Below are 26,170 nucleotides of genomic sequence, written 5' to 3' on the forward strand. Positions count from 1 at the left end.
CGTGCATGACGAACTCGGATCACGGCGACCCCGGTGACGCCCCCACCGTGCCGCCGCCGTTGACGGCGATCACGAACTCGACCCGGCCCTCCGCCGCCGAAGAAGCCCGAACGGTTGCGGCGTCGACGAACATCGGCACTCTTGCGACTCTCACGCAGGAGGGCGACCCGTGGGCATCGTTCGTGACGTACGGACTGGTCGGTGGTTCGCCGGTGCTGTGCGTGTCGCACATGGCAGAGCACGGCCGCAACCTTGCGCGCGATCCCCGCGCGAGCATCGCGGTCGTGGCGCCCGACCCGCAGTCCGACCCACTGGCCGGCACTCGCATCACTCTCGCCGGGTATGTCGAGCGTCCCGAAGGTGAGGAGTTGACAGCCGCGCGCGAAGCGCACCTGGCCGCTGTCCCCGCAGCCCGCATCTACATCGATTTCAGCGACTTCTCGCTCTGGGTTCTTCGGGTTCGGCGCGTGCGCTGGGTCGGCGGGTACGGGCGTATGGATTCGGCCACGGCCGAGGCCTACGCCGACGCGTCGCCGGATCCGGTCACTCCGTCGGCAGCCGCCGCGATCGCGCATCTCAACGACGATCACGCCGACGCGCTGCTGGCGATGGCCCGGAAACTCGGCGGATACCCGGACGCCACAGCGGCCACCTGCGTCGGAGCCGACCGCTACGGCCTGGACCTCGATGTCACCACGCCGCGCGGGCGAGCCATGACGCGCGCCGGATACCTGTCGCCGCTCGACTCCGCCGACGAGTTGCGCGCAGCAACAGTGGCTCTGGCTCGCGCGGCGCAGTCGACGTAGCCGGGTCCCCGAAGGCCGGTCAGCGCACCATCCACGGTCATCCGCACGCAGCTGCCTACGCCCCCACCAATTGTTCGGTGCGGGCGGCCAGGGCCGCGTACTTCCCGCCGCGCACAACGAGTTCGTCGTGTGTTCCGCGTTCGACGATGCGGCCCCCGTCGAGGACCACGATCTCGTCGGCGTTCCGCACGGTGGAGAGACGGTGGGCGATGGTGATGGTCGTGCGTCCGCTGCGCGCCGCGTCGAGAGCCTGCTGGACGGCGTGTTCGGTGTCGTTGTCGAGAGCGCTGGTCGCTTCGTCGAGCACGAGGACACGCGGGTCGCGCAGGAGGGTGCGTGCGATCGCCAGGCGCTGCTTCTCGCCACCGGAGAAGCGGTGTCCCCGGGCGCCGACGACGGTGTCGTAGCCCTCGGGCAACGAGACGATCAGGTCGTGGATGTGGGCGGCGCGGGCTGCGGTCTCGATCTCGTCGTCGGTCGCGTCCGGCTTCGCGTAGCGCAGATTCTCCCGGACGGTCGCGTGGAGGAGGTAGGTCTCCTGCGAGACCACGCCGACCAGTCCGGCGAGATCGGCGAGCCGCATGTCGCGCAGGTCGACTCCGTCGATGCTCACGTGTCCCTCGGTCGGGTCGTACAGTCGCGCGACGAGCGAGCCGAGGGAGGTCTTGCCCGAGCCGGTCTCGCCGACGAGCGCGACCTGGGTCCCGGCCGGGACGTCGAGGTCGATCCGGTCGAGCGCGTCGCGATGGGCGCCTTCGTAGCGGAAGCTCACGTTCTCGAACCGCACGCGACCCGCGACGGTCTCCGGGTCGACGGGCACCGGATCGTGCGGGTCGTCGATGTCGACGGGAAGGTCGAGGTATTCGAAGATGCGGCTGAACAGCGCGAGCGAACTGGTGACGGAGACGCCGACGTCGAGCAGGCTCATCAGCGGCCGGAACAATGCGCCCTGCAGGCCGGTGAACGCCACCAGGGTGCCGATCGTCATGCCGCCCGAGGTGGCCGGCAGGCCCGCGACCAGGTAGAGAACAGCGGGGATCGCCGCGAAGACGATGTTCATCGTGGCCATGCGCCAGCGTCCGGACAACTGCGCATGCACCTCGAGATCGGCCAGCTCCTCCGAGGTGCGGGCGAACTTGTCGGACAACGCCGGGCCGGTCCCCAGGGTCTTGACGAGCAGGACACCGCTGACCGACAGTCCTTCGTCGATCTGGGACTGCATGTCGGCGAGGCGGCGCTGCTGACGGGCGGTGACGGCGCGGCGCATGAGTGCGACCCGGCGGGTGAGCCAGATGGCCGGCGGGAGCACGATCAGCGAGAGCAAGGCCAGTCGCCAGCTGAGGACCGCCATCGCGATCGCGGTGCCGACGACGGTGGTGACGTTGGAGGCCAGCGAGGTCGCGGTGTTGGTGACCACGGACTGCATGCCGCCGATGTCGTTGGTCAGCCGTGATTGGATCTCTCCGCCACGGGTACGGGTGAAGAAGTTCAGCGACTGCCGCTGCAGGTGGGAGAAGACCCGGGTGCGCAGACCGTGCATGACCTTCTGGCCGACGGTCGTGGAGATCCAGGTCTGGACGACGGACAGGAGCGAGCTCGCGACGGTGACGGCCAGCATGCCGCCGACCGCCCACAGCAGCAGGCTCACGTTCTGGTGCGGGATGGCGTCGTCGATGACGGCGCGGACGAGGAAGGGCGTCGCGAGGGAGATCACCGACGACGCGACGATGAGCGCGACGACGAGGGTGATCTTCCATCGGTGGGGCGCGAACAGGGCGCCGATGCGGCGCAGACTCACCGGGGATTCGCGGAGCTGGTCGAGATCCTTCTTGTCGAGCTTGCCCCGGCGGCCGGGTCTGCCGCCGAGTGCGGGTGGGGGCTGCATCATGTGCGCCACCTCGATTCGTGGTTCGTGACTCGTACTTGTTGAGGTTGCCTCATTGAGTGGCAACCGTCAAGTGAGGTATTGTGACCACTATGTCGGATCCACCCGTCGCGCTGCGCGATCTCCTCCTCACCACCACACGTACGCTGCGCCGACGCTGGCACGACCTCCTCCAGCCGTGGGGATTGTCACCCCACGAGTACCGGGCCCTCGACGTCATCGGCCGCGCCGACGACCCGATCCGCCTCGGCGTCGTGGCAAAGGAGCTGCGTATCGCCCCCCGCTCGGCCACCGAGGTGGTCGACCGCCTCGAGTCGCGCGGCCTCACCGAGCGGCTCCCCGATCCCGCCGACCGGCGCGCGGTCTGCGTGCGACTGACCGACGAGGGTCGCAAGGTCCGAGCCGAACTCGCCTCCGCCCGCGACGCCGACGCCGTCGAGATGTTCGACCGGCTCGACGTCGAGGAGCGTGCGCGACTGTCCGATCTGCTGCACAAACTCGTCGACGACCGGCCGCACTGAATCCTCTCCGGTCCGGGTACTCACATTTCCGACGGCGACGACGTCTTCACTACGAGTGTGTCCGTGCCTGTGTGTCCGCACCGATCGAGGAGAACCCGTGGAGACCATCAACAGCCTGCAATCGCGCGTCGATGCGTCGAGTTGGCCCGAGCTGACGAACGAGCTCGACGAGAACGGCTGCGCACTCACCGGACCGCTGCTGAACGACGACGAATGCACCGCACTCGCTGCCCTGTGGGACGAAGCCCGCTTCCGCACCACGGTCGACATGAGTCGCTACCGGTACGGGCACGGCACCTACAAGTACTTCGGCGCGCCCGTCCCCGACGCCGTCGCACAATTGCGTTCGGCGTTCTACCGTCAACTGCTCGGCGTCGCGCGCTCGTGGGCCGAACGTCTCGGCGATCCCGCACCCTGGCCCGACCACTTCGACGACTGGCTCGACATGTGCCACGCGGCGGGCCAGACAGACCCCACCCCACTGATGCTGCGCTACACCGTCGGCGACTGGAACGCCCTGCACCGCGACCTCTACGGCGACCTCGTGTTCCCACTGCAGGTCGTGATCGGGCTCGACCGCGCAGGCGTCGACTACACCGGCGGCGAGTTCCTGCTGGTCGAACAACGACCCCGCGCGCAGTCGCGGGGCACCGTCACGGTGCTCGAACGAGGTCACGCGCTGATCTTCACCACCCGCGACCGCCCGATCCGTTCAGCGCGCGGATGGTCGCGGGCACCGGTCCGGCACGGCGTGAGCACCGTCCGCTCCGGTCTGCGCCGCACCCTCGGCCTGGTGCTGCACGACGCAGCCTGACCGCCTTCACCGCTCGAAGAACCGCCGCGGATTGTCCACGAGCATCGTGGTGATCTGCTCCTCGGTCACGCCCCGTTCGCGCAGGGCAGGCAGCACCTCGTCGCTGATGTGGTTGTAGTTCCAGTTGGGCACGGCGGCCTGCTTCACGTCGTGCGGGAACCAGTCGATGAAGCACGCCGCGTCGTGCGAGAGCACCATGCGCTCGGTGTAGCCGGCCTCCACGAGTGCGGCTACCGTGCCGACACGCTGCTCGAACGGCAACAGCAGGTCGAGGCCGAAGCGATCCATTCCGAGAATCGAACCGGCGTCGGCGATCCGGCGCAGATAGTCCAGATCGGTCGAATCACCGCTGTGCCCGATGACCACCTTGGTGACGTCGACGCCTTCCTCCGCGAGCACTCGCTGCGCCACCTCCCCCGATCCGGTGTGGGGGTTGGTGTGCACCGTGATCGGCACGCCGGTCTCGACGTGCGCCTGTCCCACCGCCCGCATCACGCGTTCGACTCCGGGCGTGAGGCCCGGAATCTCGATGGCGCACTTGAGCATTCCCGCACGCACGCCCGTGCCGGCGATGCCCTCGCGGATGTCCTTCACGAACAGCTCGGTGAGTGGCTCCGGTCCGTCCACCAGCAGTCCCGGCCCGACATTGTGGAACTGGAACGGCAGGTCGTTGTAGGTGTACAGGCCGGTCGCGACGACGATGGCGATGTCGGTCCGTGCGGCGACACGCTGAATGCGCGGGATGTACCGGCCGAGGCCGACCACCGTGGGATCGACGATCGTGTCGATGCCGCGGTCCGACAACGCCTGCAGTTTCGCGACGGCGTCCTCGACGCGTTCGTCCTCGTCCCATGGGCTCGGATAATCGGGAAAGTTGCTGCGAATCTCCTCGCCGAGCACGAAGACGTGCTCGTGCATGAGAACTCTCCCCAGACGGCCCGTATCGAGTGGGCCGCGAACTGTGTCGACGGATGTCATGACCGGTGACGTTAGGGCACCGTCCGCGGCGGGGACACCGATTTCACGAATCGGTAGGAGTCGACTCTTCGAGAGCCTGCCGGTAACGGCGCATGCCGCGCAGCCACCGGTCGTAGTCGGCGCCCTTGTTCCGGTACATCTCGAGGACCTCCGGGTGCGGGAGGATCAGGAAGTGTTCTTCCTCCATCGCGGCGAACACCGTCTCCGCGACGTCCGCGGGTTCGAGAACCGCGCCGGCGGTCGTGACGGCGCGGGTGGCGAGTTCGCCTAGTGCGTGCCCGGATGCGTCCCCCGAATACAACAGGGGCGTGTTCACCCCCATCGGGCACAGGCAGCTCACCCGTACGCCTTTGTCGCCGTAGGTCACCGACAGCCATTCGGCGAAACCGACGGCCGCGTGCTTGGTGACCGAGTAGGTGGCCGAGCCGATCTGCGTGAGCAGACCGGCCGCCGACGCCGTGCTGACGAAATAGCCTTCGCCGCGTTCGACCCATCGGGGTACCAGGAGTCGCGCCGCCCGGATGTGTGCGCGCAGGTTGACGTCGAAGGACTGCTCCCACACGGAGTCCTCGATCTCCAGGCCGGGCACACCGGTGACACCCGCGTTCGCAAAGTACAGGTCCACGGGACCGAACTCCGATTCGGCGCGCTCGACGAGCCCGCGGATGTGTTCGTCGTCGGAGACGTCGGCCGCCACCGCGACCGCACTACCCGGCGTCTTCTCCTCGAGCGTCGCGACGACGCGCTGCGCGGCATGTTCGTCGAGGTCGGCGACCACCACTCGCGCACCCCGCTCGACGAGGCCTGCAGCGATGGCGCCGCCGATTCCACCGCCCCCGCCGGTCACGACGGCCACTCTGCCTTCGACCTTCACCGCTGCTACCTCCCCGTCGAGTCGCAGTGCCGCCCCGTGCGGCACAGTTGGTACGGAACCTGTCTACACGTACCGCCCCACGCACGGAGGTCGAGCACCCGGGATGGACGAATTGTTCTCCGTCTCCCGGCCGCGGCGCACTGTCGCGCCGGGCGCCGTGCACGTGCCCGACTGGCTCGACCCGGACGAACAGCGCGAACTCGTCGAGTTGTGTCGTGAGTGGGCGCGCCCACCGGCGCCGATGCGGCACACGCTGCTTCCGGGCGGCGGACGGATGTCGGTGAGCACGGTGTGCCTCGGGTGGCACTGGTCGCCGTACCGTTACACCCGTACCGCCGTCGACGTCGACGACGCTCCCGTACCGCCGCTTCCCGACCGGCTCGCCGAGCTCGGACGGCGTGCCGTCGCCGATGCCTACGACGATCCGGCGGCCGGGAACGGGTACGAACCCGACACCGCCCTGATCAATTTCTACGACCGCGACGCGCGGATGGGCATGCATCAGGACAAGGACGAACGGGTCAGCGCGCCGATCGTGTCGCTCAGTCTCGGAGACGCGTGCCTGTTCCGGTTCGGCAACAGCGAGTCGCGCGGCCGGCCGTATACCGACGTGCGTCTCGAATCGGGCGACCTGTTCGTCTTCGGCGGGCCGTCGCGGTTCGCCTATCACGGGGTGCCCGTCGTGTACCCGGACACCGGCAGCGCTCGCTGCGGCCTCACTGCAGGACGCCTCAACATCACCCTGCGGAGCACGGGACTCGGCTGACGGCACTCCGAGAACGTCACCGACCACCTGAAGCTGCACCACCTACCCCGACTACCGGCCGTGAGGAGCGAGGTAGACGAACCGGTTGGGTATCGTCGATTCATGAGCGTCGAGTCCCCGGCTACCCACCTTGCTACTTCAGGCGATGATCCTCTCGCGCTGGAGCGGCAGGTGTGTTTCGCGCTCGCCGTGGCGAACCGCGCCGTGCTCGCGATCTACCGGCCGATCCTCGACAGGCTCGGTCTGACCCACCCGCAGTATCTGGTGATGCTCGCTCTGTGGGAGGAGTCGCCGCTGACGAGCAAGCAGGTCGGGCAGTTGCTCCAGCTCGACTCCCCCACCCTCTCTCCCCTGCTCAAGCGGCTCGAGACCCTGGGCTTGATCACCCGCGCGCGCAGCGCGGCCGACGAACGTCAGCTCGTCCTCGAGCTCACCGACGCCGGGCGGGCGCTGCGTGCCGAGGCCGAGTCGGTGCCGGGACAGGTCGTCGACGCCCTCGGTGTCGAAGTCGACGAACTCCAGGATCTGCACGCCGCGCTCGTCCGCGTCAACGCTGCGGCGCTGAAGGCCGGCGCGCTCTGACAGACCCGGACGGGCCGTGATCCCACGGCTGCGGCAGCAGTGTGCGACTGCTGCCTACCGATACGCATCGGCACGGTGTGAAATCGCGGTGACCTCGACCGTGCGATTCGCGTCGTCGATCAGATACAGGACGCGATATTCACCTCGCCGGGCGCTGTACGCCGGTGCAAGCAGTGGTTCCATCGGCTTCCCCACCCGCTTCGGGTTCTCGAGAAGCGATCCCGTGACGAACTCGTACACCGCGGTTGCGACCTTCTCGGGCAACGACGTCGTCGAGGCGCGTGCAGCCGACCTCGCCATCACCAGCCGATACGGGTGGTCCGGAGTGCTCATTCCTCGGACGGCCGAGCATCACGCATCAGCTGCGTCAATTCCTGCACATCGACGACGTCTCCCGACTCCACCTCGGTTCGGCCCGCGATGTGGGCTCTCAGCAGATCCGTATCCGACAACACCGCGATCGTCTCCTGCATCGCGTCGTAATCGTCGGCACCGAGAAGCACCGCGGCGCGGTGCCCGTTGCGGGTGATCTCGAATCGCTCATGTGTGCGCTCGGCCTCGTCGACCAGCCGTGACAGTCCCGGGCGCCGCACACGCACGCCCCGGGACCGTGGATCAGTGCGGAAGTTCCGGCGTCGTCGGCACCAGCGGAACCGATGCCTCGCCCGTGTAGACGAGGAAGGTGAACGACTCCTGGAAGTAGAGGTTCACGCTCTCGGCGTCGTGTGAGAGATAGCCGATCGACAGGTCCTGGCCGACCTGCAGGTCGTAGTCGCCGCCGCGGGTGGTCAGCACGAACGCGCCATCGATCGCGGGCGCCCAGATGAGGTCGCCGTCGATGAGGCGCCGTAGCTGTTCGCGGATCGGGTAGCCGTGGTCGGACGTCTCGCTGACCTTGGTGTATTCGTCGGCGCCGAGCAGGATCGAATAGGGGCCGCCCACACCCGCCAGTCGCAGCTGCGACAGTGCCTGGCTGATGATCTCCGGGAAGTCGCGGGGATCCTCGGGAAGCTGCAGGGACGGATTCGACGACGACGCCCGGATGCCCTCGATACCGGCGGCCGCGTAGCCCTCGAAGATCGCGCGGTCCTCGGCGAAGGCGATCTGGCGGGCCGCTTCCTTGACGGGATCGAGGTCGATGTCGCGCGACCCGCGCTCGACGCTGTCGATCTCCTCGCGCGACAGGGTGAACGGCACCCGCAGCTCGACAACCGATGCGACGCGGTGCTGGCGCGCCCGCACGCCGGCTGCCGGGGGCTCGATCTCGCGGGTACGGCCGAGACCCACCGCCGCGAAATCGGTGCCGTGCGGGCCGGAGAAATCGACCACGGTGCGCCCCGCGACGTGCCGCTTGAAGGTGCGCGCGGCTTCTTCCTCGATCTCGGTCCATGCGGCCTCGGAAATCGGGGCGAGATCGCGATACAGATTGTTCACAGCGTCGAACTCCTTCGCAGAGCGCCAATTCCGAGTGATCCGTCGGCAGGTCGGCCGCCGGTCGAGGCACTCGAATCTTCGTGGTAGGGAATATCCGCCGGTGACGGCGGAAGATCGTCGAGGAACTCCAGCGACGGGCAGAAGAACAGCGACCCCGTCACCGCGGTGGAGAAGTCCAGGATGCGGTCGGTGTTGCCGGGTGGGCTGCCCAGGAACATGTTGCGCAGCATCTGCTCGGTCACCTCCGGAGTGGCCGAGTAACCGATGAAGTAGGTGCCGAACTCGTCGGCGCCGAAGTTGCCGAACGGCATGTTCGCGCGCACGATCTGCCGCTCGACCCCGTTCTCGTCGACGATCACGTTCAGCGCGACATGCGAATTCGCGGGCTTCGTCTCCTCGTCGAGTTCGATGTCGTCGAGCTTCGTCCGGCCGATCGCCCGCTCCTGCTCCTCTACGGACAACGCGTTCCACGACGCGAGATCGTGCAGGTATTTCTGGACGATGACGTAGCTGCCGCCCGCGAAGTCGGGGTCCTCGTCGCCGACCAGGGCCGCCTCGACGGCTTCGTCGTCCTCGGGGTTCTCCGTGCCGTCGACGAAGCCGAGCAGGTCGCGACGTTCGAAATAGCGGAAGCCGTGGGTCTCGTCGACGACCCGCGCCGCTCCGCGCAGCCGGTCGTTGATCTTCGCGGCGAGCTCGAAGCACAGGTCCATCGTCGATGCGCGGAGATGGAACAGCAGGTCGCCGGGGGTCGAGGGCGCCCGGTGCCGACCGCCGTCGAGCGGGACGAACGGATGTAGTTCGGCGGGCCGGGAACCGGCGAACAGCCGGTCCCACATCTGCGAACCGATGCCGGTGACGACCGACAGGCCACCGGCCGGGATACGGAAACCGACCGAGCGGCGCAGACCCGAGAGGTCTTCGAGTAGATCCCGCACGGTGTCCTCGGCGCCCTCGTCGACGGTGACGACGAGGAAGATCGCTGCTTCGGTGAGCGGAGTCAGTATCGGTTGTGCGCGAACCACTCGGATCACGCTAGTACACCCCGACGAAACAGGCATTCGCGGCACGCCGACTGTGTCAGGGCACCATCCAGCCCAGTACCGAGGTGGACTGCAACCAGACCAGGACTGAGAGCACCACGAGACCCGCGATGCTGAGCGGCCAGATCCGGCGCATGAGGAGCCCGTCCTTGCCGGACAGTCCCTTCACCGACGACACCAGCGCAAGGTTCTGCAACGCGATGGGGGTACCGGTGGTGCCGCCGGCCATGTTCCCCGCGACCAGGACGGTCGGGTCGAGACCCGACTGCTGGGCCGCGGCGACCTGCAGGCTCCCGAACATCGCGTTCGAGGCGGTGTTCGATCCGGTGACCACCACACCGAGCCAGCCGAGGACCGGTGACAACAGCGCGAAGGCCACTCCGGCGCCGGCGAGGAATCCGCCGATCGTGGCGGTCTGCCCGGACAGGTTCATCACGTACGCCAGAGCGAGGACCGACGTGACCGTCGCGAACGACCACCGCAACTGCACGACCGCCGCGACGAAGCAGCGCGCCGCGTCGGCCACCGCGACCTTCAGCACCGGCATCGACAACAACGCGGCGACGAAGACGAGGCTGCCCGGGGCCGTGAGCAGATCGATGGTGAAGGTCTCCGCGGTGGGAACGTCTCCGTCGGCGGTCGTCACGTCCACACCGGGCCATGGGAACGACAGGCTCGCGTTCGACAGTAGCGACGCGACCGGCCCGAACCGGCTGACGAGGAAGACGATCACGATCAGCGCGTAGGGCGCGAAGGCCTCGACGACGCGTCGACGCGAATCGTGGATCCGTTCGGCCGCGGCCCGGCGGGCCTCGCGATGCGTGGGGTGCACCTTCACCGCGACCAGCAGCACGAGCAGACCCACCGCGGCGGCCGCGATGTTGCTCAGCCCCACCGTGAGGTAGCTCGCGCACACGAACTGGGCGGCGGCGAAGGCCAGTCCGACGGCGAGCGCGACCGGCCACGTCTCCCGGATGCCGCGCCACCCGCCGACCACCGCGACCAGCACGAGCGGGACGAAGACCGCGAGCAGGCAGACCTGCCGCGCGACGACCGGACCGATCTCGTCGATCGGTATCTCCGAGACGCGCGACATCGTCAGGATCGGAGTACCCATGACGCCGAGCGGTGTGACGACCGAATTGGCGAGCAGCGCCGCAGCGGCCGCACGCACCGGCGGCAGTCCGGCACCGATGAGCACGACGGTCGCGACGACGATGGGCGTGCCGAAGCCGGCGACCGCCTCGAGCAGCGCGCCGAACAGGAAGGCGATGACGATCGTGAGGATGCGCGGATCCGGGGAGATCCGTCCGAATGCGCGGGTGAGGACGTCGAAGTGCCCGGATTCGACGGTGAGCCGGTACACCCAGACGGCGTTGACCACCGTCCACATGATCGGGAAGAGGCCGAAGACGGCACCTTCGACACCGGCGCTGAGCGCCGACCCGATCGGCATGCCGTAGACGGCGGTGCCCACGACCAGTGCCACCACCACCGCGATCCCTGCCGCCGAATGCGACCGCAACCGGAAGACGGCGAGCAGGACGAGCATGGTCAGCAACGGGAGCACTGCCACGAGCGCCGACCACGCGAGCGACCCGCCGACCGGCGCGATCGGCTGGATGTATGCGCCTGTCACTGCATCACGACCGGCGCGACTCCACCGCGGTGCGGATCGTGGCAGCCGTGCCGTCGAGCACGGTCCGGTTCGGGGTCTGCCAATGGGCGCGGATGCCGAAGCCGTCCCCGGCCGTGCGCGGCACGAGGTGCAGGTGCACGTGGAAGACCTCCTGGCCGGCGGCGACGCCGTCGGCGAGGAACATGTTCACACCGTCGATCGGAAGGTCGCTCGCGCGCATCGCCGTGGCGATCCGTTGGCCGGCGGCGAACACCTTCGCGCCGTCCTCGGGATCGAGCTGCGCCAGTCCGGACGCGTGCCGCTTCGGGATCACGAGCAGGTGCCCCGGGGTGAACGGGCGGATGTCCATGAACGCGAGCACGTCGGGTTCGTCGAGCACGACACTGGCCGGCGACTGCCCGGCCACGATGGCGCAGAAGATGCAGTCCGTCACCGTGGGGTGGGCTCCTCCGCGTGCGCCGGACGCCGGACCGTTTCGAGGAGACGCAGCAGTTCGTCCTGCACCGCGGGCCGGTCGCGCACCGGATCGTCGCTGTGGGCGAGGCACAGCATCGCTTCCTCCACCGCCGCGATGAGCAGGTGGGCCAGCACCGACGTCCGGGTGGACGACACCTCGTAGGTGTCGGGGTCGAGAGTGACGAGCATCCGCTCGATCGCCTCCAGCGACGAATGTCGATGCGTCTCACGGACCTCGGACCAGCCGAGGACGGCGGGGGCCTCGATGAGCAACAGTCGCCGGGTCGCCGGGTCGTAGACCGCATCGAGCGACGCGAGCACGGCCTGCGTGAAGCCTTCCCAGGCGTCGTCGACGGGTTCCTCCGGAACCAGGGACTCTTCCGCTTCCTTCTGGAGACGCTCGATGACGCCGCGGAACAAATCCCGTTTGTCGGCGAAGTGGTGGTAGAGCGCACCGCGCGTCACCCCTGCGACCGATACGATCTCCTCGGTGGCCGCCGCCGCATACCCGTCGCGCAGGAACACCTCGCGCGCCGCGTCCAACAGCGCGGTGCGTGTCCGCGCTGCGTCCCGCACCCGTCCCGTATTACCCGGTTTCACCGACACTTCGTTCTCCCCTGCTGATACCGCTACCCCCATCGAACACTCCCCCCGGTAGTCGGTTTCGTGATTCCTACAGAATCGGTGCCGGCGTGTACTTCGCCGCCTCCGGATACTGCGCGACGAGATCCTGCACCGCTGCGACGACCGCCTCGACCTGCGCCACCGCCGCACCGGCGAAGACCTCCCGGTCGGCGAGTGCCGCGTCGAGCGCGGCGCGGTCGAGCGGAAGCCGGTCGTCGGCGGCGAGCCGGTCGAGCAGATCGGGTTCGCGGCCCTGCTCGCGCATCGCGAGCGCGACGGACACCGCGTGTTCCTTGATGGCTTCGTGCGCGGTCTCGCGACCCACCCCGGCCCGCACCGCGGCCATGAGCACCTTGGTGGTCGCCAGGAACGGCAGGTAGCGCACGAGTTCCTTCTCGATCACCGCCGGGTAGGCGCCGAACTCGGCGAGGACCGTCAGGAAGGTCTCCATCTGGCCGTCGATCGCGAAGAAGGCGTCGGGCAGGGCGACCCGCCGGACGACGGAGCAGAAGACGTCGCCTTCGTTCCACTGCGCACCGGCGAGTTCGGCGGCCATGGAGGCGTATCCACGCAGGACGACCTGCAGACCGTCGACGCGCTCGCACGAACGGGTGTTCATCTTGTGCGGCATCGCGGACGACCCCACCTGGCCGGGCTGGAAGCCTTCGGTGACGAGTTCGTGACCGGCCATGAGCCGGATGGTGTGGGCGAACGACGCGGGGCCGGCACCCACCTGCACGAGCGCGGAGAGCACGTCGTGGTCGAGCGAGCGCGGGTAGACCTGGCCCACGCTCGTGAAGACGTTCGCGAAACCGAGATGCTGCGCGACCTTCTGCTCGAGCTGCGCGAGCTTGGCAGCATCGCCGCCGAGCAGGTCGAGCATGTCCTGGGCGGTGCCCATGGGGCCCTTGATCCCCCGCAGCGGGTACCGGGCGATCAGCTCCCGGACACGCTGCAGAGCGATGAGCAACTCGTCGGCAGCCGAGGCGAAACGCTTGCCGAGGGTGGTGGCCTGCGCTGCGACGTTGTGCGAGCGACCGGCCATGACCAGCGAGGCGTACTCGGTCGCACGCTCGGCGAGCCGCGCGGCCACGGCGACACCGTGGGAGTGGACGTGTTCGAGCGACCGCAGGATCTGCAGCTGTTCGACATTCTCCGTGAGGTCGCGGCTGGTCATGCCCTTGTGGACGTGCTCGTGACCGGCGAGCGCGTTGAACTCCTCGATGCGAGCCTTGACGTCGTGGCGGGTGACGCGCTCTCGTGCCGCGATGGAGTCGAGATCGACCTGCTCGACGACGCGTTCGTAGTCGGCGATCGCCTCGGCCGGAACGTCGATCCCGAGTTCGGCCTGTGCCCGCAGCACCGCGAGCCACAGTTGCCGCTCGAGCACGATCTTGTACTCGGGCGACCACAGATCCCTGAGTTCGGGACTTGCGTAGCGGGTGGCGAGGACGTTGGGGATGTGGCTCACAGAAGTGAGTTTACGGTCCGGGCCTGCTCCCGCATTCTCCGACCTCACTCCTCGACCGGGGGTGCGACGGTCTCCACGACGTCGAGCAGGATTCCGCGCGCGAGCGAGCGCGGGTCGGGATCGAGCTCGCCCAGCCCGCCGAGGACCGCACCGTCCACCACCGCCACGAGGCGGCGCACCTCCCTGGGGCGCACCGATCGGCAGCAACGTTCGAGCAGTTCGGTGAGAAGGTCGTCAATCTGTTCACGCATCCGTACCTGCACGTCGTGCAGTTCCGGGTAGCGGGCCGTGGCGACGCACCGTTCGTACCGCGAGATCAGCCGTTCGCGGTCGATTCCGCCGTCACCCTCCCGGGGTCCGATCAGCAGGTCGACGATGAGGTCGGCCGTGCCTTCGAGGCTGCGCGGAAGCTGCTGGATATCGCGGACGCGCGCCCGCATCGCATCCAGTTCCCGTTCGCTGTTGTAGTCCACCGCGCACGCGACGAGATCGTCGAGCGATGCGAAATAGTAGGTCGTCGACGCGAGCGGAAGACCCGCGCGAGTGGCGACGGCGCGGTGACGGACGGCGTCGATACCCCCCTCCAGAATGAGGTCGGCTGCTGCCTCGACCAGCGCCTGACGGCGCCGTTCACCCTTCGGGGTTGCAGCAATCGACACACTCTCATGGTGACAGCTCGGGCGTCTCACCAGGGGAAAACGGAATTCGAGACCAACCGGTACCATTACGCCCGCCCGCGCGTGTCGAGTGTCGGCGGGTGCTGTCCCGCGCACAGGTCATCGAACGATCGGAGCCGTACCGGATGAGACGTCGACGCTTTCTGCAGGCATCCGTTCTCGGGGCTGCACTGGCCGGTACCGGCGCCGTCGGCTCCGGCCTGTCCGGCATCTCCGGCCTCGGACTCCCCCGGGCGAACGCCCTGCCCGTCGGGCTCGACGAGTACCGCCGTCTCGTGCCCGAGCTGTTCGTGCCGCCGCCCATCCCGCCGGAACACTCCGAGGTCGTCGTGGTGGGTTCCGGTTTCGGCGCGAGCGTCGCCGCACTGCGCCTGGCAGAGGCCGGGAATCGGGTCACGATGCTCGAACGTGGTATGCGCTGGCCTCGCGACCCGCACCGGGAGATCTTCACGACCGACCTGCTCGCCGACGGTCGCGGCTACCACCACCGCACCCGGTTCACCGGTCCGACCGGCATCCCGGTGGTGTGCGACGACTTCGCCGGCGTCCTCGACGTGGTCGACTACCCGAACATGTCGGTGTGGCGCGGTGCCGCCGTGGGCGGCGGATCGATCGTCTTCACCGGTGTGATGATCGCCCCCGAACGGCACTTCTTCGAGCACGTCTTCGGCGACCGCCTCTCCTACGACGAGATGACGTCCACCTGGTACCCGAAGGTGCGCTCGATGCTGCGCCTCGATCCGATGCCCGACGACATCTACAACGCCGCCGAGTTCACGCATTCGCGGCGCTGGGACGACGACGCTCGCGCCGCCGGCTACAGCCCGCACCGCATCGACGGCATCTGGGACTGGGACGTCGTGCGTGCCGAACTCGCCGGTTCGGTGCGCCGGTCGGCCGTCGCGGGCGAGAGCAATCTCGGCAATTCGAACGGCGCGAAGTTCGATCTCACCCGGAACTACATCCCGGCGGCCGAGGCGACCGGTCGTGCGCTGGTGTGCCACGGCCACCGGGTGCTCGCCATCGGCCAGGACGGCAACGGCCGCTACCGGCTCGACGTGCAGGCCGTCGACCCGACGGGTGCGGTGCTGCGCACCACCACGATCACGTGCGATCGCCTCGTCCTCGGCGCCGGATCGGTCGGCACCACCGAACTGCTCGTCAAGGCGCGGCACACCGGTTCTCTGGCGAACCTCGACGAGCGGGTGGGCCGGGGTTGGGGCACCAACGGCGATGCCGTGCTCGTGCGTTCGTTCGCGCTCACCGCCGGTTTCGGCGGCGATCAGGGAGCGCCGTCGGCGTCGCGGATCGTCGACGAGTCGGGCCTGCCCCTGAGCCTCGAGAACTGGTTCGTCGCGGGCACCGCGAAGGACGTCGGGATGCTCGCCTCGCTCGGAATGACCCTCGATCCGACCCGCGCCCACTTCACCTACGACGCGGGCGCCGACCGTGCCGTCCTGAACTGGCCCGCAGGCGGTGAGCGCGAGAGCGTCGACGCACTGCGGGCCGTGCACAACGCGATGGCGCAGGCCGGCGGCACGATTCCGGGCGCATCACCGATGGCCGAGGACATCAACGCGACGTTCACCGCGCACCCGCTCGGTGGTGCAGTACTCGGCGACGCGACCGACGGTTACGGCCGCGTGCACGGGCATCCCGGTCTCTACGTCGTCGACGGCGCACTGATCCCGGGCAGCACCGGCACCGCCAACCCCTCGCTGACCATCGCCGCGCTCGCCGAACGGAACATCGCGCGGATCATCGCCGACGGACGGTAGTTACGAGACGGGCAGCCATCCCGCCAGCCGGTCGAGCGCCGCGGTGACATCGGCGGTCGATCCGGCGAACGACAGTCGCACGGTGCCGTCACCGCGCACGGTGTCGAAGTCGACGCCCGGTGCGAGCGCGAGACCGGTGTCGTGGAGCAGTCGCGCGCACCACGCCGTCGAGTTCTCGCCGTCGAGCAGATGCCCGATGTCGGCGTAGACGTAGAAAGCGCCGTCGGCCGGTGCGAGTTTCGTGATGCCGAGATCCGGCAGTCCTTCGAGCAGCAGTTCCCGGTTCACGGCGTAACGGGAGACGTGCCCGTCGAGCTCGGTGCGGGCCTCGGTGCCGAACGCCTCGATCGCCGCGAACTGGGAGATCGACGGCGGGCACACCGTCATGTTCGATGCGAGTCGCTGCAGGGCCGGCCGCATCCTCTCGGGGGCGAGCATCCAGCCGAGCCGCCAGCCGGTCATCGAGAAGTACTTCGACACCGAGCCGATCACCACGGATTCGCGGGAGGTCGCCCAGGCCGTGGAGGTCGCAGGCGAGCCGGGAGTATCGAATTCGATGCCGTGATAGATCTCGTCGGAGATGAGGAGACTGCCGTGCTCGTCGCACCAGCGGGCGAGCGCCGCGAGCTCGGACGGCTCGATCATCGTGCCGGTGGGGTTCGCCGGACTGGCGACGACGACGCCCGCGGGCGGAGCGTCGAGTTCCTCGAGCATCGCGACGGTCGGCTGGTAGCGGGTCTGCGGGCCGCAGTCGAGTTCGACGACGCGACAGCCGAGCGCGGCGAGGGTGTTGCGGTAGGCCGGATAGCCGGGGCGGGCGACGACGACGGTGTCGCCGACATCGAAGGCCGCGAGGAACACCAGGGTGAAGGCGCCGGAGGAGCCGGTGGTGACGACAACGTCGTCCGGATCGACGTCGATGCCGTACTTGTGCCGGTGGTACGCCGCGATCTCCTCGCGCAACGGCAGGATGCCGAAGGTCTCCGTGTAACCCAGCAGTTCGGCGTCGATCGCGAGGTTCGCGGCGCGGAGCACGGGGGCGGGTGCGGGGGTCGAGGGTTGTCCGGCGGCGAGACTCAGGACGTCGCCGTGGGAGCGCTGCCGCTCGGCAGCCGCCTTCCACACATCCATGACATGGAACGTCTCGATAGCAGAGCGTTGGGATTCGGGGCGCACGTCGACGACGGTAGTACGCGCGCGTCGTTCGTCAGAGCCGGACGCGCTGAAGTCGGGTGAGGGCACCCCACGCGATCGGGTAGTCCGGACGCTGCGCGACCTGCGCGGGCGTGACCTCCGCGGCGGCGGCCGTCTCCTCGGGTTCCGGCGCCGGCTGCGGCACGATCGGCAGCAGCAGATGCGAGTCGAACTGCCCGCCCGCGTGCACGATGTGGAAGCCCTTGTTGATCGTGCGGTCATGGCCGACGCGCGGATTCTCGTCGAGGTCGTGGCCGGCGATGACGAGCACGAGGCTGGATCCGGCCTCGAAGAAGGTGCTGTGCGGCATGATCTCGATGTCGACCGGCACGATCTGGTCCGGCAGCAGCGGCCAGTATTTCTTCTGGTCGTGGACGGGCCGGTAGGCGGTGGAGGCTTCCGGGTCCAGGGCCCGGCGGGAGACCCGCATCCAGCCGTGGGCGACGAATCCCTTCTCGTATCCGCCGTGGCCTTCGAACCACACATCGCGGCCGTGCTCGTCGCGCTTGGTCAGGCCCACGAACAGGTCCATGTCGTTGGCGTCCTTCGCCTGCACCCACAGGCGCAGCGCCGCGTGCCCGGTGATCTCGGTGTCCTCGGCGAAGGTGTGGGTGAAGACGAGTTCGTCACCCGCGACGGGGAAGGTGCGCCGGAACTGGCGGCTCTCGCACGGCGTGGTGCTCAGATCGGCGTTCGCGTGGTCGAGGTGGAGTGAGACGTAGCGGGTGCCGGGCACGGGCCACTCGGGCTCGAGGCGTTCGGAATAGGTACGCAGGTCGTGGCGGGTCTCGAGGCGCACGCGCGGGGTGTCCTCGAAGCCGTTGTCCTCGCCCTTGAGGAAGTGGTCGAAGAAGCGTCGCTGGTAGTCGAGCGCTTCGGTGCCGTAGAACGTCTGCCACATCTTCCGCCCGTGGGTGTAGAGCCACTTGTGCTCCGATCCGATGCGGCGGTAGCCCTCGACCGATCCGCGGGCGCGGGGGCCCTGGTCCGACCAGGAGACTCCGACCAGCGCGGGCACGGTGACGTCTTCGAGCCGGGGAGGCGGGGCGAGGTGACGGAAGAAGTCGGGGAACCGGCGCAGCAGCCACGGGGTGAACCGCCGGAGGGATGCGGCGCCGCAGCGCGCCCCGGTGTTCATCGCGCTGTACCAGAACTCGCTGTAGCGGGTCTCGGGGATGCCGCCCTGCGTGAGGATGTCGCGGCAGGGATCGCTCACGCCCTCCCAGGGCGCGATGGCCGCGAGGTGAGGCGGGTTCAGCGCGGCGGTGTACCACTGCAAGGTGGCGAGATAATCGGCGCCGGCGAGACCGACCCGGCCGTTGCTCCACTCCTGGCCACCGGCCCATTCCACGACGGCCGCGCAGTCGAGCGCGGCCCGGCCGAGCAGCAGGCGCGGCCGGCCGCCGCTGGCGTGGTAGCCGCGCATGTCGGCGACGACGAGGACGTAGCCTCGAGGAACCCAGTAGGCGGGATCGGGCGCCTCGAAGGAGGTGCATTCGCTGAGTTCGAGGTCGCCGATGTGGTTGCCGGATTCGGCGAGCTCGTCGAAGTCGACGGGGTACCGGTCCACGCCGGCGTTCTTTCCGTAGGGGGTGACTGCGACCAGTACGGGGCACCGGTCCTGTTCACCGGCACTCGCGGGGCGGTAGACGTCGGCTCGCAGGACGGTGCCGTCGGCCGTGCGGACGGGCACGTCGCGCTCGACGACAACGTCGTCCGGCAGCTCGTTCACGACGACGTTGTGGTGCCGTAGCGGTGTCGGGTCCGGCGTCGGCGTTCGTCCTCGAAAGACCATCCTGTCACCCCTGCTGGCATCAAAGATGCACCGAGTGTGCAACATGCACCCGGTAGGTGCAAGGTGAAGGACGAGGGTGAAAGGCTAGACCGAGATCCGGCCCTCGACGGCCGCCATACCGATGTCGCGGCGGAAGTGACCGCCCGGCAGTTTCACGGTGGCGAGCCGATCATAAGCGGCATCGCGCGCGGCCGCGAGATCGGCGCCCACGCCGATCACATTGAGCACGCGTCCACCCGCGGAGACCAGCGCTCCGTCGTCGCGACGCTTGGTACCCGCGTGCAGCACCGTCTCGCCTTCGGCGCCGGTGATCACGTCGCCGGTGCGCGGGGTGGACGGGTAGTGCTCGGCGGCGAGCACCACGGTCACCGCGGCGCCGTCCTTCCAGCGAAGCGGCGGGAGGTCGGCGAGCGTGCCGGTGGCCACCGCGTTCAGAGCCTCACCCAGCGGCGACTCGAGCAGTGCGAGCACGGCCTGGGTCTCCGGATCGCCGAAGCGGCAGTTGAATTCGACCACGGCCGGGCCCTCGGCGCCCATCGCCAGACCCGCGTAGAGCAGTCCGGAGAAGCCGCATCCGCGTCGCACCATCTCGGCCGCGACCGGTTCGACGACCTCGGAGACGATCCGCTCGACGCTGCCCTCGGGCAGCCACGGCAACGGGGTGTAGGCACCCATTCCGCCGGTGTTGGGACCGGTGTCGCCCTCACCCACGCGCTTGTGGTCCTGCGCCGGGAGCAGCGGCACGACCGTCTCACCGTCCACGAGGCAGAACAGGGAGACCTCGGGACCGTCGAGGAAGGACTCCAGCAGGACGGGGTGTCCGTTCTCGAGGATCTCGACAGCATGATCGCGGGCGGCGTCGCGGTCGGCGGTGACGACGACACCCTTGCCGGCGGCGAGACCGTCGTCCTTGACCACCCAGGTCGGTCCGAAGCGATCGAGCGCCTCGTCGATGGTCGCGGGGCTGTCGACGACCTCGCTGTGGGCGGTGCGCACGCCGGCGGCGGCCATGACGTCCTTCGCGAACGCCTTCGACCCCTCGATGCGGGCGGCGGCGGCGGACGGACCGAAGCAGGGGATGCCCGCGGTGCGGACGGCGTCGGCGACACCGAGGACGAGCGGGACCTCGGGGCCGATCACCACGAGGTCGGCCTTCTGCTCGGTGGCGAGGGCGACGACGCTCTCGGCGGAGGCGGCGTCGACGGGGAACAGCTCGGCGATGTTCGCGATACCGGGGTTGCCGGGCGCCGCCAGCACGGCGGTCACGCCGGGGTCGCGGGACAGGGCGAGAGCAAGAGCATGTTCACGGGCACCGGAGCCGATAACGAGTACGCGCACGCAGGACAGACTACGGGACCGGTCTCCACACGAGATCGGCGCGGGAGCGGGTGCGCTGGACGGCTTCCGCATTCGGCAGATCGACGGTGCGCACCCATTCGCGTGCCCCGTCGTCGTCCCGTCCGTGGTGACGGTGTCTGCGGACGAGACGTCGCGTGAGCGTGCGGCGGGGCGCGTCGATATAAATGACGAGGTCGAGCAGCGGGCGGATGTGTTCCCATCCCCCGGTCTCGAACATCAGATAGTTGCCCTCGGTGACGATCACCTGCGCATCGGGCGGCACGGCGTGCACCGCCGCGATCGGTTCGTCGAGCGGCCGGGAGAAGTCGGGGGCGTAGATCGTCTCGCCGCGGCACTGCCGCACCCGGCTCAACATGTCGCGGAAACCTGCGACATCGAAGGTGTCGGGCGCCCCCTTCCGGTCGCGCGCGCCGAAGGTGTCGAGCTGCCGGTTGGACAGGTGGTAGCCGTCCATCGGCACCTGGCCGGTGGACACGCCCGCGCACCGCAGCGCGTAGACGAGCAGGGCCGTGGCACGACTCTTCCCGGCACCCGGAGGCCCGCACAGCCCGACGACCGTGCGCCGGTCCGCGGGAAGCCCCACGAGGACGTGCGTGACGAGTTCGTCGACGAGCACACGCAGCGGCGCCTCTCGCACGTTTCCCTCGCCTCCCATGAGCCCGACGATACGACCGTCGTCACCTATCCTCCCCGGTATGGCTTCCGTATTCAGCAAGATCATCGCCGGTGAACTGCCGGGCCGCTTCGTCTGGCAGGACGACGACGTCGTCTCGTTCCTGACCATCAACCCCTTCACCGAAGGACACGTGCTGGTCGTGCCGCGGCAGGAGGTCGACCACTGGCAGAACGTGGACGACGACCTCTCGGCGAAGGTGAACGACGTCGCCCGCATCCTGGGTCGCGCCGTGACCGCCGCCTTCGACGCCCCGCGCGCCGGCCTGATGATCGCGGGTCTGGAAGTCCCTCACCTGCATGTGCACGTCTTCCCTGCCTACTCCCTCGGCGACTTCGACTTCGCGACGGCCGACAAGGATCCGTCGCCCGAATCGCTCGACCGCGCGCAGCAGAAGATCAAGGACGCCCTTCGCGAACAGGGTCACGGCGCGCACGTCCCGGACTGATCTTCCTGTCGACGGGATGCCGGCGGAACAATTCCGACCGGTATCCCGTTGACTTCCTCGTGTCTTCCACTCCACCGAGTCCTCCTGCCCCGGCCGGTGCGCCCCAGCCGCAGGCCGCTGTCGCACCGCGAGCCGGTCTGCTGATCGCCGTCCTCGTCGGGGCCGCGTTCGTGGTCATCCTCAACGAGACGATCATGAGCGTCGCGCTGCCGAAGCTGATGGTCGAGTTCGACGTCGGCGCGGCCACCGCCCAATGGCTCACCACGGCGTTCATGCTGACCATGGCCGTCGTCATTCCCATCACGGGTTATCTGCTCACCCGCCTGTCGCTGCGCACGGTCTTCGCGATCGCGATGGGCAGCTTCCTGATCGGCACCCTGATCGCCGCGATCGCGCCGATCTTCCCTGTCCTCGTGCTGGGCCGTGTCGTCCAGGCCGTGGGCACCGCGGTGATGCTTCCGCTGCTGTTCACGACGGTGCTCAACCTGGTGCCCGCCGAGCGCCGCGGGCGCACGATGGGCGTGATCTCGATCGTCATCGCCGTCGCCCCCGCGGTCGGCCCGACCATCGGTGGCGTCGTGCTCGACCAGCTGAGCTGGCGGTGGATGTTCTGGCTGGTGCTGCCGATCGCGGTCGTCGCGACGACGCTCGGCCTGAGCTGGATCCGCAACGTCACCGAACCGGTTCCGGTGCCGCTCGACGCACCGTCGGTGGTGCTGTCCGCCCTCGGCTTCAGCGGTCTCGTCTTCGGTCTGAGCAGCCTCGGTGAAGCCGCCGAAGGCGATCCGCTGCTGCCGCCGTGGTTGCCGCTGGTCGTCGGACTCGCCTCACTCGCGATCTTCGTCCTGCGTCAGCTCCGACTCGGCGACGGCGCCCTGCTCGACCTGCGTGCGTTCCGCACCCCGGCGTTCTCGCTCGCGGTGGCGCTCGTGTCGGTGAGCATGATGTCGCTGTTCGGCACCCTCATCCTGCTGCCGATCTACCTGCAGAACGTGCTGGGGCAGTCGACGCTGGCCACCGGCCTGATGTTGCTGCCCGGCGGCCTGGCGATGGGTCTGCTCGGCTACATCGTCGGACGGCTGTTCGACCGCTTCGGTCCGCGGCCGCTGGTCGCACCGGGCGCGTTGATCGCCTGCGTCGCGATGTGGGGCATGACGACCTTCGACGCGGCCACCACGACCGGCACGGTCATCGCCTGGCACGTGCTGCTCAACATCGGCCTCGCGCTGATGTTCTCGCCGCTGCTGACCTCGGCACTCGGTGCGTTGCCACGTCGGCTGTACTCGCACGGCAGTGCCATCGTGAGCACGATGCAGCAGGTCGCCGGTGCGGCCGGTACGGCGCTGTTCATCACGGTGCTGACCCGCACGACGGTCGCGGGCGCCGAGAGCGCCGACGATCCCGCAGGCGCGCTCGCGGACGGTGTCCACCAAGCGTTCACGTGGGGCGCGGTGATCGCCGTGGTCGCCGTCGTCGGATCGCTGTTCGTCCGGCGGGCCGCGGAGCCCGAGCCGGACGAAGTGGAGACGTCGGTCCCCGAAGTCGCCGGAACGCACTAGCCGACCGGGCGACGCAACGATTCACGCGCCGGTCGTCACGATGTCCTGTTCGACGGGAAGCGTGGCGGCCGGCGCGTTGCTGTTCGTGTGGGGTTCGCGCAGGAAGACGTCCAGTTCTACCCATGAGGTGTCGCGGGCGGCGCTGCCGGTGAGCATGCCGAGGTGCGTTCCCGGGACGCGGACGAAGCGCACCTGTGTGCCGCTGAGCAGCCTCGTGACGGGCTCGACCGCAGGGATCGGGGCGAGCACGTCGTCCTTGCCGCCGAGCGCGAGCACCGGCACCGCGACATCGGCGAGGTCGACGACCCGGTCGCCGAGCTGCAGACGTCCGGTGGCGAGTTCGTTGTCGATGGTGACGCTCGTCGCGAGCTGACGGAACACACGCCCGGCGTAGCCGTGGATCTCGTCCTGGAACCGGTCGACGCGTTCCATCCGCGCGAGCGTCTCGGCATCGGTGAGATGTGTCGCCACGAACCACGGGCGGTGGATCTCGCGTTCGATCGCGGTGAGGCGGTAGGCAGTGCGCACGATGGGTGCGGGTACCCCGCCGAAGACCGCGTCGAGCAGACCGAGTGCGGGCTCGGCGACGAACCGGCCGACGAGCCGAGGCAGCGCCATCACCGGGATCGCGGAGTAGTCGAGCGGACTGCCGAAGGCGGTGAGCGATCGCATCGGCAGGTCGGGATGTGCCGCCGCGGTGAGCATCGCCAGCGTGCCGCCGATACTCCACGCCACCACGTCCACCTCGCGGTTCCCGCACAGTTCGGACGTGCGGGCGATCGCTTCGGGGATCACGTCGTCGATCCAGAATTCGAGCCCCAGGTCGCGGTCGTCGGAGGTCATCTCGCCGTACTCGACGAGGAAGACGCTGCGGCCGAGATCGAGCAGGTGCTCGACGAGGCTCTGCCCCGGCATCAGGTCGAAGCAGGTGGGCGACGCGGCGAGCGGGGTCACGAGCAGCACTGGAGGACCGACGTTCTCCGGTCCGAAACGTCGCAGTGTCCGGTGGCGGCCGTTTCCGACGATCACCGAGGGAGTGCGATGGGGAGGCGCGATGCCGTCGGCGACGAACAACGACCACGCGTTCCGCGCAGCCTTCCCGACCACATCCGTGATCCCCATATGTGACTCCTCCCCGAGTCGCCGGCACCCGTTCGTTGTGCGTGCTCACGATAGTCGTGGGACGTCGAGACTCGCTCACCGGACGAACCGGACGGCACCACGCCCCGCGCCCACACGCCGTCCGGCCGCGGTGCTATCAAGGGGGTCATGACGTGCTCACGATGCAATCACGATCTCGACCATTGCCACGGCACCCTCGTGATCCACGCCGACACGCAGGGGGACTGCACCGATCCCGACTGCGTCGACCTCGAGATCGTGCGGCACACCCTCGTTATCGAATGCACCGAACTGGACGGCGGATGCTCGTGCACGGTGGTTGCGCAGGAATCGCAGCTGCTGCGCGTGTCCTGAGCAATTTGCCAATCCTCGTCCGGAATTCCTAACCTCGATGGAGGCGGCCGTAGTCGGCCTCCCGGACGAGCGCACCGTACCCGGCCAGCGACAAGACGGTGCAGGAGCGTTGTACGTCATGGCCTGGATCGTTCTCGTCCTGTCGGGTGTCCTCGAAGCCGTATGGGCCACCGCCCTCGGCAGATCGGCCGGCTTCAGCCGGCTCACTCCGACGCTGGTATTTCTCGTCGCCCTCGTCCTGAGCATGGCCGGACTCGCGTATGCCTTGCGCACCTTGCCGGTCGGGACGTCCTATGCGATCTGGGTGGGTATCGGCGCCGCGCTCACGGTCGGCTACGCGATGGTCACCGGCACCGAGACGGCGTCACTGCTGAAGATCGTCCTGATCGCGGGCATCGTGCTGTGCGTCGTCGGACTCAAACTCGTGCACTGACCGTTCGCGTGCACCGACCGTTACAGTCGGTTCCATGAACCTCGGGTCCGTACTCGTGTTGCCGGTGCGTGTGGGTCTGACCGCCGCCGAGACCGCCCTGAGCGTCGCCGAGACGGTCGTCGGCACCGTGCGGGTCGCGGTGTCGCCCACGACCTACTCCGCGCTCGGCGCGGTCGGCCTGCCCGACACCCGCAGTTCGGTGGGCCTGCTGCAGCAGATCTCGAAGCTCACCTCCGAGGACCGCGGACTCGGCCATGCCCTGCGTCCCGGCGGTCCGCTCGACCGCCTGCTCGCACCGGGCGGAACCGTGGATCGGCTCACCGAGCCGGGCGGACTGCTCGACCGGCTGCTCGAACCGGGCGGCCCCGTCGACCGGCTCACCGCACCGGGTGGCCCGCTCGACCGGATCCTTGCCGACGACGGCGCCCTCGACCGTCTCGTGTCCGAAGGTGGTCTGCTCGATCGCCTCACGGCACACGACGGTCCGCTCGAACGACTGCTCGCCCAGGACGGTGCCGTCGAACGGCTCACCGCACCGGGCGGCATCGTCGACGTGGCGATCCGGCCCGGCGGGGTCGTCGAGCGCGCCCTCGCCGAGGGGGGCGTGCTCGACGTGCTGCTCTCCGAACGGGGAGCCCTCGAACGGCTGCTCGCCGAAGGCGGTCCACTCGATCAGATCGTCTCGCTCTCGGAGACACTCGCGCACCTCACGCCCGGTATCTCGCAGATGAACGCGAGCATCGACATGTTGCAGGAAACGGTCGAGCTGCTGCGCGGGGCCGTCGGTCCGCTCGGCGATCTCGCGGGCCGGCTCCCCGGGCGGTGGCTGCGCAGCAGCAAGGGCGAACTGCTTCCACCACCCTGAGGTGGGCGTTCCGCTGCTGC

The 26,170-nt window shown here is 68.8% G+C and carries 28 protein-coding genes and 1 riboswitch; of the genes, 11 read left to right on the forward strand and 17 right to left on the reverse strand.

Annotation, left to right across the window (positions count from 1 at the left end; genetic code table 11):
* Positions 1 to 5: 5 nt before the first annotated feature.
* Positions 6 to 806, forward strand: a complete 801-nt coding sequence (locus tag GON09_RS14335) for a HugZ family pyridoxamine 5'-phosphate oxidase (protein WP_213932362.1) — start codon at positions 6 to 8, stop codon at positions 804 to 806.
* A 55-nt stretch (positions 807 to 861) separates the two neighbouring features.
* On the opposite strand, the gene GON09_RS14340 is transcribed toward GON09_RS14335, so the two are convergent.
* Entirely contained in the window at positions 862 to 2,694 is a 1,833-nt protein-coding gene (locus tag GON09_RS14340) for an ABC transporter ATP-binding protein (RefSeq protein WP_213932363.1), read from the reverse strand.
* Positions 2,695 to 2,783: 89 nt separating this feature from the next.
* On the opposite strand from GON09_RS14340, the gene GON09_RS14345 reads away from it, so the two are divergent.
* Both GON09_RS14345 and GON09_RS14350 read left to right on the forward strand, forming a co-directional pair.
* Positions 2,784 to 3,212 (forward strand): MarR family winged helix-turn-helix transcriptional regulator, encoded by a 429-nt coding sequence (locus GON09_RS14345; RefSeq protein WP_213932364.1) that lies wholly within the window; start codon positions 2,784 to 2,786, stop codon positions 3,210 to 3,212.
* Positions 3,213 to 3,309: 97 nt separating this feature from the next.
* The gene (locus GON09_RS14350; protein WP_213932365.1) at positions 3,310 to 4,026 is read left to right on the forward strand and encodes a 2OG-Fe(II) oxygenase; all 717 of its coding nucleotides are present in this window, start codon (positions 3,310 to 3,312) and stop codon (positions 4,024 to 4,026) included.
* Positions 4,027 to 4,032: 6 nt separating this feature from the next.
* On the opposite strand, the gene GON09_RS14355 is transcribed toward GON09_RS14350, so the two are convergent.
* Entirely contained in the window at positions 4,033 to 5,004 is a 972-nt protein-coding gene (locus GON09_RS14355) for a phosphotriesterase family protein (RefSeq protein ID WP_213932366.1), read from the reverse strand.
* A gap of 43 nt (positions 5,005 to 5,047) precedes the next feature.
* Entirely contained in the window at positions 5,048 to 5,878 is an 831-nt protein-coding gene (locus tag GON09_RS14360) for an SDR family oxidoreductase (RefSeq protein ID WP_213932367.1), read from the reverse strand.
* Between the two features lie 103 nt (positions 5,879 to 5,981).
* Between GON09_RS14360 and GON09_RS14365 the strand changes: the two genes are divergently transcribed.
* Complete coding sequence (locus tag GON09_RS14365; protein WP_213932368.1) at positions 5,982 to 6,644, forward strand: alpha-ketoglutarate-dependent dioxygenase AlkB family protein; 663 nt, start codon at positions 5,982 to 5,984, stop codon at positions 6,642 to 6,644.
* Positions 6,645 to 6,746: 102 nt separating this feature from the next.
* Positions 6,747 to 7,226: a MarR family winged helix-turn-helix transcriptional regulator gene (locus tag GON09_RS14370; protein ID WP_213932369.1), complete on the forward strand. Its 480-nt coding sequence runs from the start codon at positions 6,747 to 6,749 to the stop codon at positions 7,224 to 7,226.
* A gap of 54 nt (positions 7,227 to 7,280) precedes the next feature.
* Here GON09_RS14370 and GON09_RS14375 read toward each other — a convergent pair whose 3' ends face one another.
* From GON09_RS14375 to GON09_RS14415, 9 genes are all read right to left on the reverse strand, one after another.
* Entirely contained in the window at positions 7,281 to 7,559 is a 279-nt protein-coding gene (locus tag GON09_RS14375) for a type II toxin-antitoxin system RelE family toxin (RefSeq protein WP_244865512.1), read from the reverse strand.
* Positions 7,556 to 7,825: a type II toxin-antitoxin system Phd/YefM family antitoxin gene (locus tag GON09_RS14380; protein ID WP_213932370.1), complete on the reverse strand. Its 270-nt coding sequence runs from the start codon at positions 7,823 to 7,825 to the stop codon at positions 7,556 to 7,558. The genes GON09_RS14375 and GON09_RS14380 overlap by 4 nt, the downstream gene beginning before the upstream one ends.
* 16 nt (positions 7,826 to 7,841) lie before the next feature.
* Positions 7,842 to 8,660, reverse strand: coding sequence for a family 1 encapsulin nanocompartment shell protein (locus GON09_RS14385; RefSeq protein WP_213932371.1), 819 nt, complete (start codon positions 8,658 to 8,660; stop codon positions 7,842 to 7,844).
* Positions 8,657 to 9,685 carry a Dyp-type peroxidase gene (locus tag GON09_RS14390; protein ID WP_307854379.1) on the reverse strand — a complete coding sequence of 343 codons (1,029 nt, stop codon included), beginning with the start codon at positions 9,683 to 9,685 and terminating at the stop codon, positions 8,657 to 8,659. The genes GON09_RS14385 and GON09_RS14390 overlap by 4 nt, the downstream gene beginning before the upstream one ends.
* Positions 9,686 to 9,740: 55 nt before the next feature.
* Positions 9,741 to 11,342: an L-lactate permease gene (locus GON09_RS14395; protein ID WP_213932373.1), complete on the reverse strand. Its 1,602-nt coding sequence runs from the start codon at positions 11,340 to 11,342 to the stop codon at positions 9,741 to 9,743.
* 4 nt (positions 11,343 to 11,346) lie between these two features.
* Positions 11,347 to 11,775: an HIT family protein gene (locus tag GON09_RS14400; RefSeq protein WP_213932374.1), complete on the reverse strand. Its 429-nt coding sequence runs from the start codon at positions 11,773 to 11,775 to the stop codon at positions 11,347 to 11,349.
* Positions 11,772 to 12,374, reverse strand: a complete 603-nt coding sequence (locus GON09_RS14405; protein WP_213934450.1) for a TetR/AcrR family transcriptional regulator — start codon at positions 12,372 to 12,374, stop codon at positions 11,772 to 11,774. Before GON09_RS14405 ends, GON09_RS14400 begins: the two co-directional genes overlap by 4 nt.
* Positions 12,375 to 12,471: 97 nt before the next feature.
* On the reverse strand, positions 12,472 to 13,893 hold the full coding sequence (purB, locus tag GON09_RS14410) for an adenylosuccinate lyase (RefSeq protein WP_213932375.1): 1,422 nt from the start codon (positions 13,891 to 13,893) through the stop codon (positions 12,472 to 12,474).
* Between the two features lie 44 nt (positions 13,894 to 13,937).
* Positions 13,938 to 14,552, reverse strand: coding sequence for a TetR/AcrR family transcriptional regulator (locus GON09_RS14415; RefSeq protein WP_213932376.1), 615 nt, complete (start codon positions 14,550 to 14,552; stop codon positions 13,938 to 13,940).
* 143 nt (positions 14,553 to 14,695) lie between these two features.
* Between GON09_RS14415 and GON09_RS14420 the strand changes: the two genes are divergently transcribed.
* Positions 14,696 to 16,348, forward strand: a complete 1,653-nt coding sequence (locus GON09_RS14420) for a GMC oxidoreductase (protein WP_213932377.1) — start codon at positions 14,696 to 14,698, stop codon at positions 16,346 to 16,348.
* Here the strand turns inward: GON09_RS14420 and GON09_RS14425 are convergent, their stop codons facing one another.
* The 4 genes from GON09_RS14425 to GON09_RS14440 all read right to left on the reverse strand — a co-directional run bounded on the left by GON09_RS14425 (position 16,349) and on the right by GON09_RS14440 (position 21,351).
* Entirely contained in the window at positions 16,349 to 17,524 is a 1,176-nt protein-coding gene (locus tag GON09_RS14425; protein WP_213932378.1) for a pyridoxal phosphate-dependent aminotransferase, read from the reverse strand.
* Positions 17,525 to 17,555: 31 nt separating this feature from the next.
* Positions 17,556 to 19,274, reverse strand: coding sequence for a CocE/NonD family hydrolase (locus GON09_RS14430; RefSeq protein WP_213932379.1), 1,719 nt, complete (start codon positions 19,272 to 19,274; stop codon positions 17,556 to 17,558).
* A 147-nt stretch (positions 19,275 to 19,421) separates the two neighbouring features.
* On the reverse strand, positions 19,422 to 20,675 hold the full coding sequence (gene purD / locus GON09_RS14435) for a phosphoribosylamine--glycine ligase (RefSeq protein ID WP_213932380.1): 1,254 nt from the start codon (positions 20,673 to 20,675) through the stop codon (positions 19,422 to 19,424).
* 10 nt (positions 20,676 to 20,685) lie between these two features.
* On the reverse strand, positions 20,686 to 21,351 hold the full coding sequence (locus GON09_RS14440) for a nucleoside/nucleotide kinase family protein (RefSeq protein ID WP_213932381.1): 666 nt from the start codon (positions 21,349 to 21,351) through the stop codon (positions 20,686 to 20,688).
* A 40-nt stretch (positions 21,352 to 21,391) separates the two neighbouring features.
* On the opposite strand from GON09_RS14440, the gene GON09_RS14445 reads away from it, so the two are divergent.
* Positions 21,392 to 21,817 carry an HIT family protein gene (locus GON09_RS14445; protein ID WP_213932382.1) on the forward strand — a complete coding sequence of 142 codons (426 nt, stop codon included), beginning with the start codon at positions 21,392 to 21,394 and terminating at the stop codon, positions 21,815 to 21,817.
* Between the two features lie 59 nt (positions 21,818 to 21,876).
* Positions 21,877 to 23,376, forward strand: coding sequence for an MDR family MFS transporter (locus GON09_RS14450; protein WP_213932383.1), 1,500 nt, complete (start codon positions 21,877 to 21,879; stop codon positions 23,374 to 23,376).
* 21 nt (positions 23,377 to 23,397) lie between these two features.
* Here the strand turns inward: GON09_RS14450 and GON09_RS14455 are convergent, their stop codons facing one another.
* The gene (locus GON09_RS14455) at positions 23,398 to 24,498 is read right to left on the reverse strand and encodes an alpha/beta fold hydrolase (RefSeq protein WP_213932384.1); all 1,101 of its coding nucleotides are present in this window, start codon (positions 24,496 to 24,498) and stop codon (positions 23,398 to 23,400) included.
* Between the two features lie 147 nt (positions 24,499 to 24,645).
* On the opposite strand from GON09_RS14455, the gene GON09_RS14460 reads away from it, so the two are divergent.
* The 3 genes from GON09_RS14460 (at position 24,646) to GON09_RS14470 (ending at position 26,150) form a co-directional block, all read left to right on the forward strand.
* Positions 24,646 to 24,852, forward strand: a complete 207-nt coding sequence (locus tag GON09_RS14460; protein ID WP_213932385.1) for a hypothetical protein — start codon at positions 24,646 to 24,648, stop codon at positions 24,850 to 24,852.
* A gap of 40 nt (positions 24,853 to 24,892) precedes the next feature.
* Positions 24,893 to 24,957: riboswitch (guanidine-III (ykkC-III) riboswitch) on the forward strand.
* Positions 24,958 to 24,970: 13 nt separating this feature from the next.
* The gene (locus GON09_RS14465) at positions 24,971 to 25,285 is read left to right on the forward strand and encodes a DMT family transporter (protein ID WP_213932386.1); all 315 of its coding nucleotides are present in this window, start codon (positions 24,971 to 24,973) and stop codon (positions 25,283 to 25,285) included.
* Between the two features lie 34 nt (positions 25,286 to 25,319).
* Positions 25,320 to 26,150 (forward strand): ABC transporter, encoded by an 831-nt coding sequence (locus GON09_RS14470; protein WP_213932387.1) that lies wholly within the window; start codon positions 25,320 to 25,322, stop codon positions 26,148 to 26,150.
* Positions 26,151 to 26,170 lie beyond the last annotated feature (20 nt).

It is taken from the genome of Rhodococcus sp. B50 (assembly GCF_013602415.1).
Taxonomy (GTDB): Bacteria; Actinomycetota; Actinomycetes; order Mycobacteriales; family Mycobacteriaceae; genus Rhodococcus.

Coding starts and splice junctions, on each gene's coding strand:
- GON09_RS14335 (WP_213932362.1), top strand. CDS start 6: ATGACGAACTCGGATCACGGCGACCCCGGTGACGCCCCCACCGTGCCG.
- GON09_RS14340 (WP_213932363.1), bottom strand. CDS start 2,694: ATGATGCAGCCCCCACCCGCACTCGGCGGCAGACCCGGCCGCCGGGGC.
- GON09_RS14345 (WP_213932364.1), top strand. CDS start 2,784: ATGTCGGATCCACCCGTCGCGCTGCGCGATCTCCTCCTCACCACCACA.
- GON09_RS14355 (WP_213932366.1), bottom strand. CDS start 5,004: ATGACATCCGTCGACACAGTTCGCGGCCCACTCGATACGGGCCGTCTG.
- GON09_RS14365 (WP_213932368.1), top strand. CDS start 5,982: ATGGACGAATTGTTCTCCGTCTCCCGGCCGCGGCGCACTGTCGCGCCG.
- GON09_RS14370 (WP_213932369.1), top strand. CDS start 6,747: ATGAGCGTCGAGTCCCCGGCTACCCACCTTGCTACTTCAGGCGATGAT.
- GON09_RS14375 (WP_244865512.1), bottom strand. CDS start 7,559: ATGAGCACTCCGGACCACCCGTATCGGCTGGTGATGGCGAGGTCGGCT.
- GON09_RS14420 (WP_213932377.1), top strand. CDS start 14,696: ATGAGACGTCGACGCTTTCTGCAGGCATCCGTTCTCGGGGCTGCACTG.
- GON09_RS14440 (WP_213932381.1), bottom strand. CDS start 21,351: ATGGGAGGCGAGGGAAACGTGCGAGAGGCGCCGCTGCGTGTGCTCGTC.
- GON09_RS14445 (WP_213932382.1), top strand. CDS start 21,392: ATGGCTTCCGTATTCAGCAAGATCATCGCCGGTGAACTGCCGGGCCGC.
- GON09_RS14455 (WP_213932384.1), bottom strand. CDS start 24,498: ATGGGGATCACGGATGTGGTCGGGAAGGCTGCGCGGAACGCGTGGTCG.
- GON09_RS14460 (WP_213932385.1), top strand. CDS start 24,646: ATGACGTGCTCACGATGCAATCACGATCTCGACCATTGCCACGGCACC.
- GON09_RS14465 (WP_213932386.1), top strand. CDS start 24,971: ATGGCCTGGATCGTTCTCGTCCTGTCGGGTGTCCTCGAAGCCGTATGG.
- GON09_RS14470 (WP_213932387.1), top strand. CDS start 25,320: ATGAACCTCGGGTCCGTACTCGTGTTGCCGGTGCGTGTGGGTCTGACC.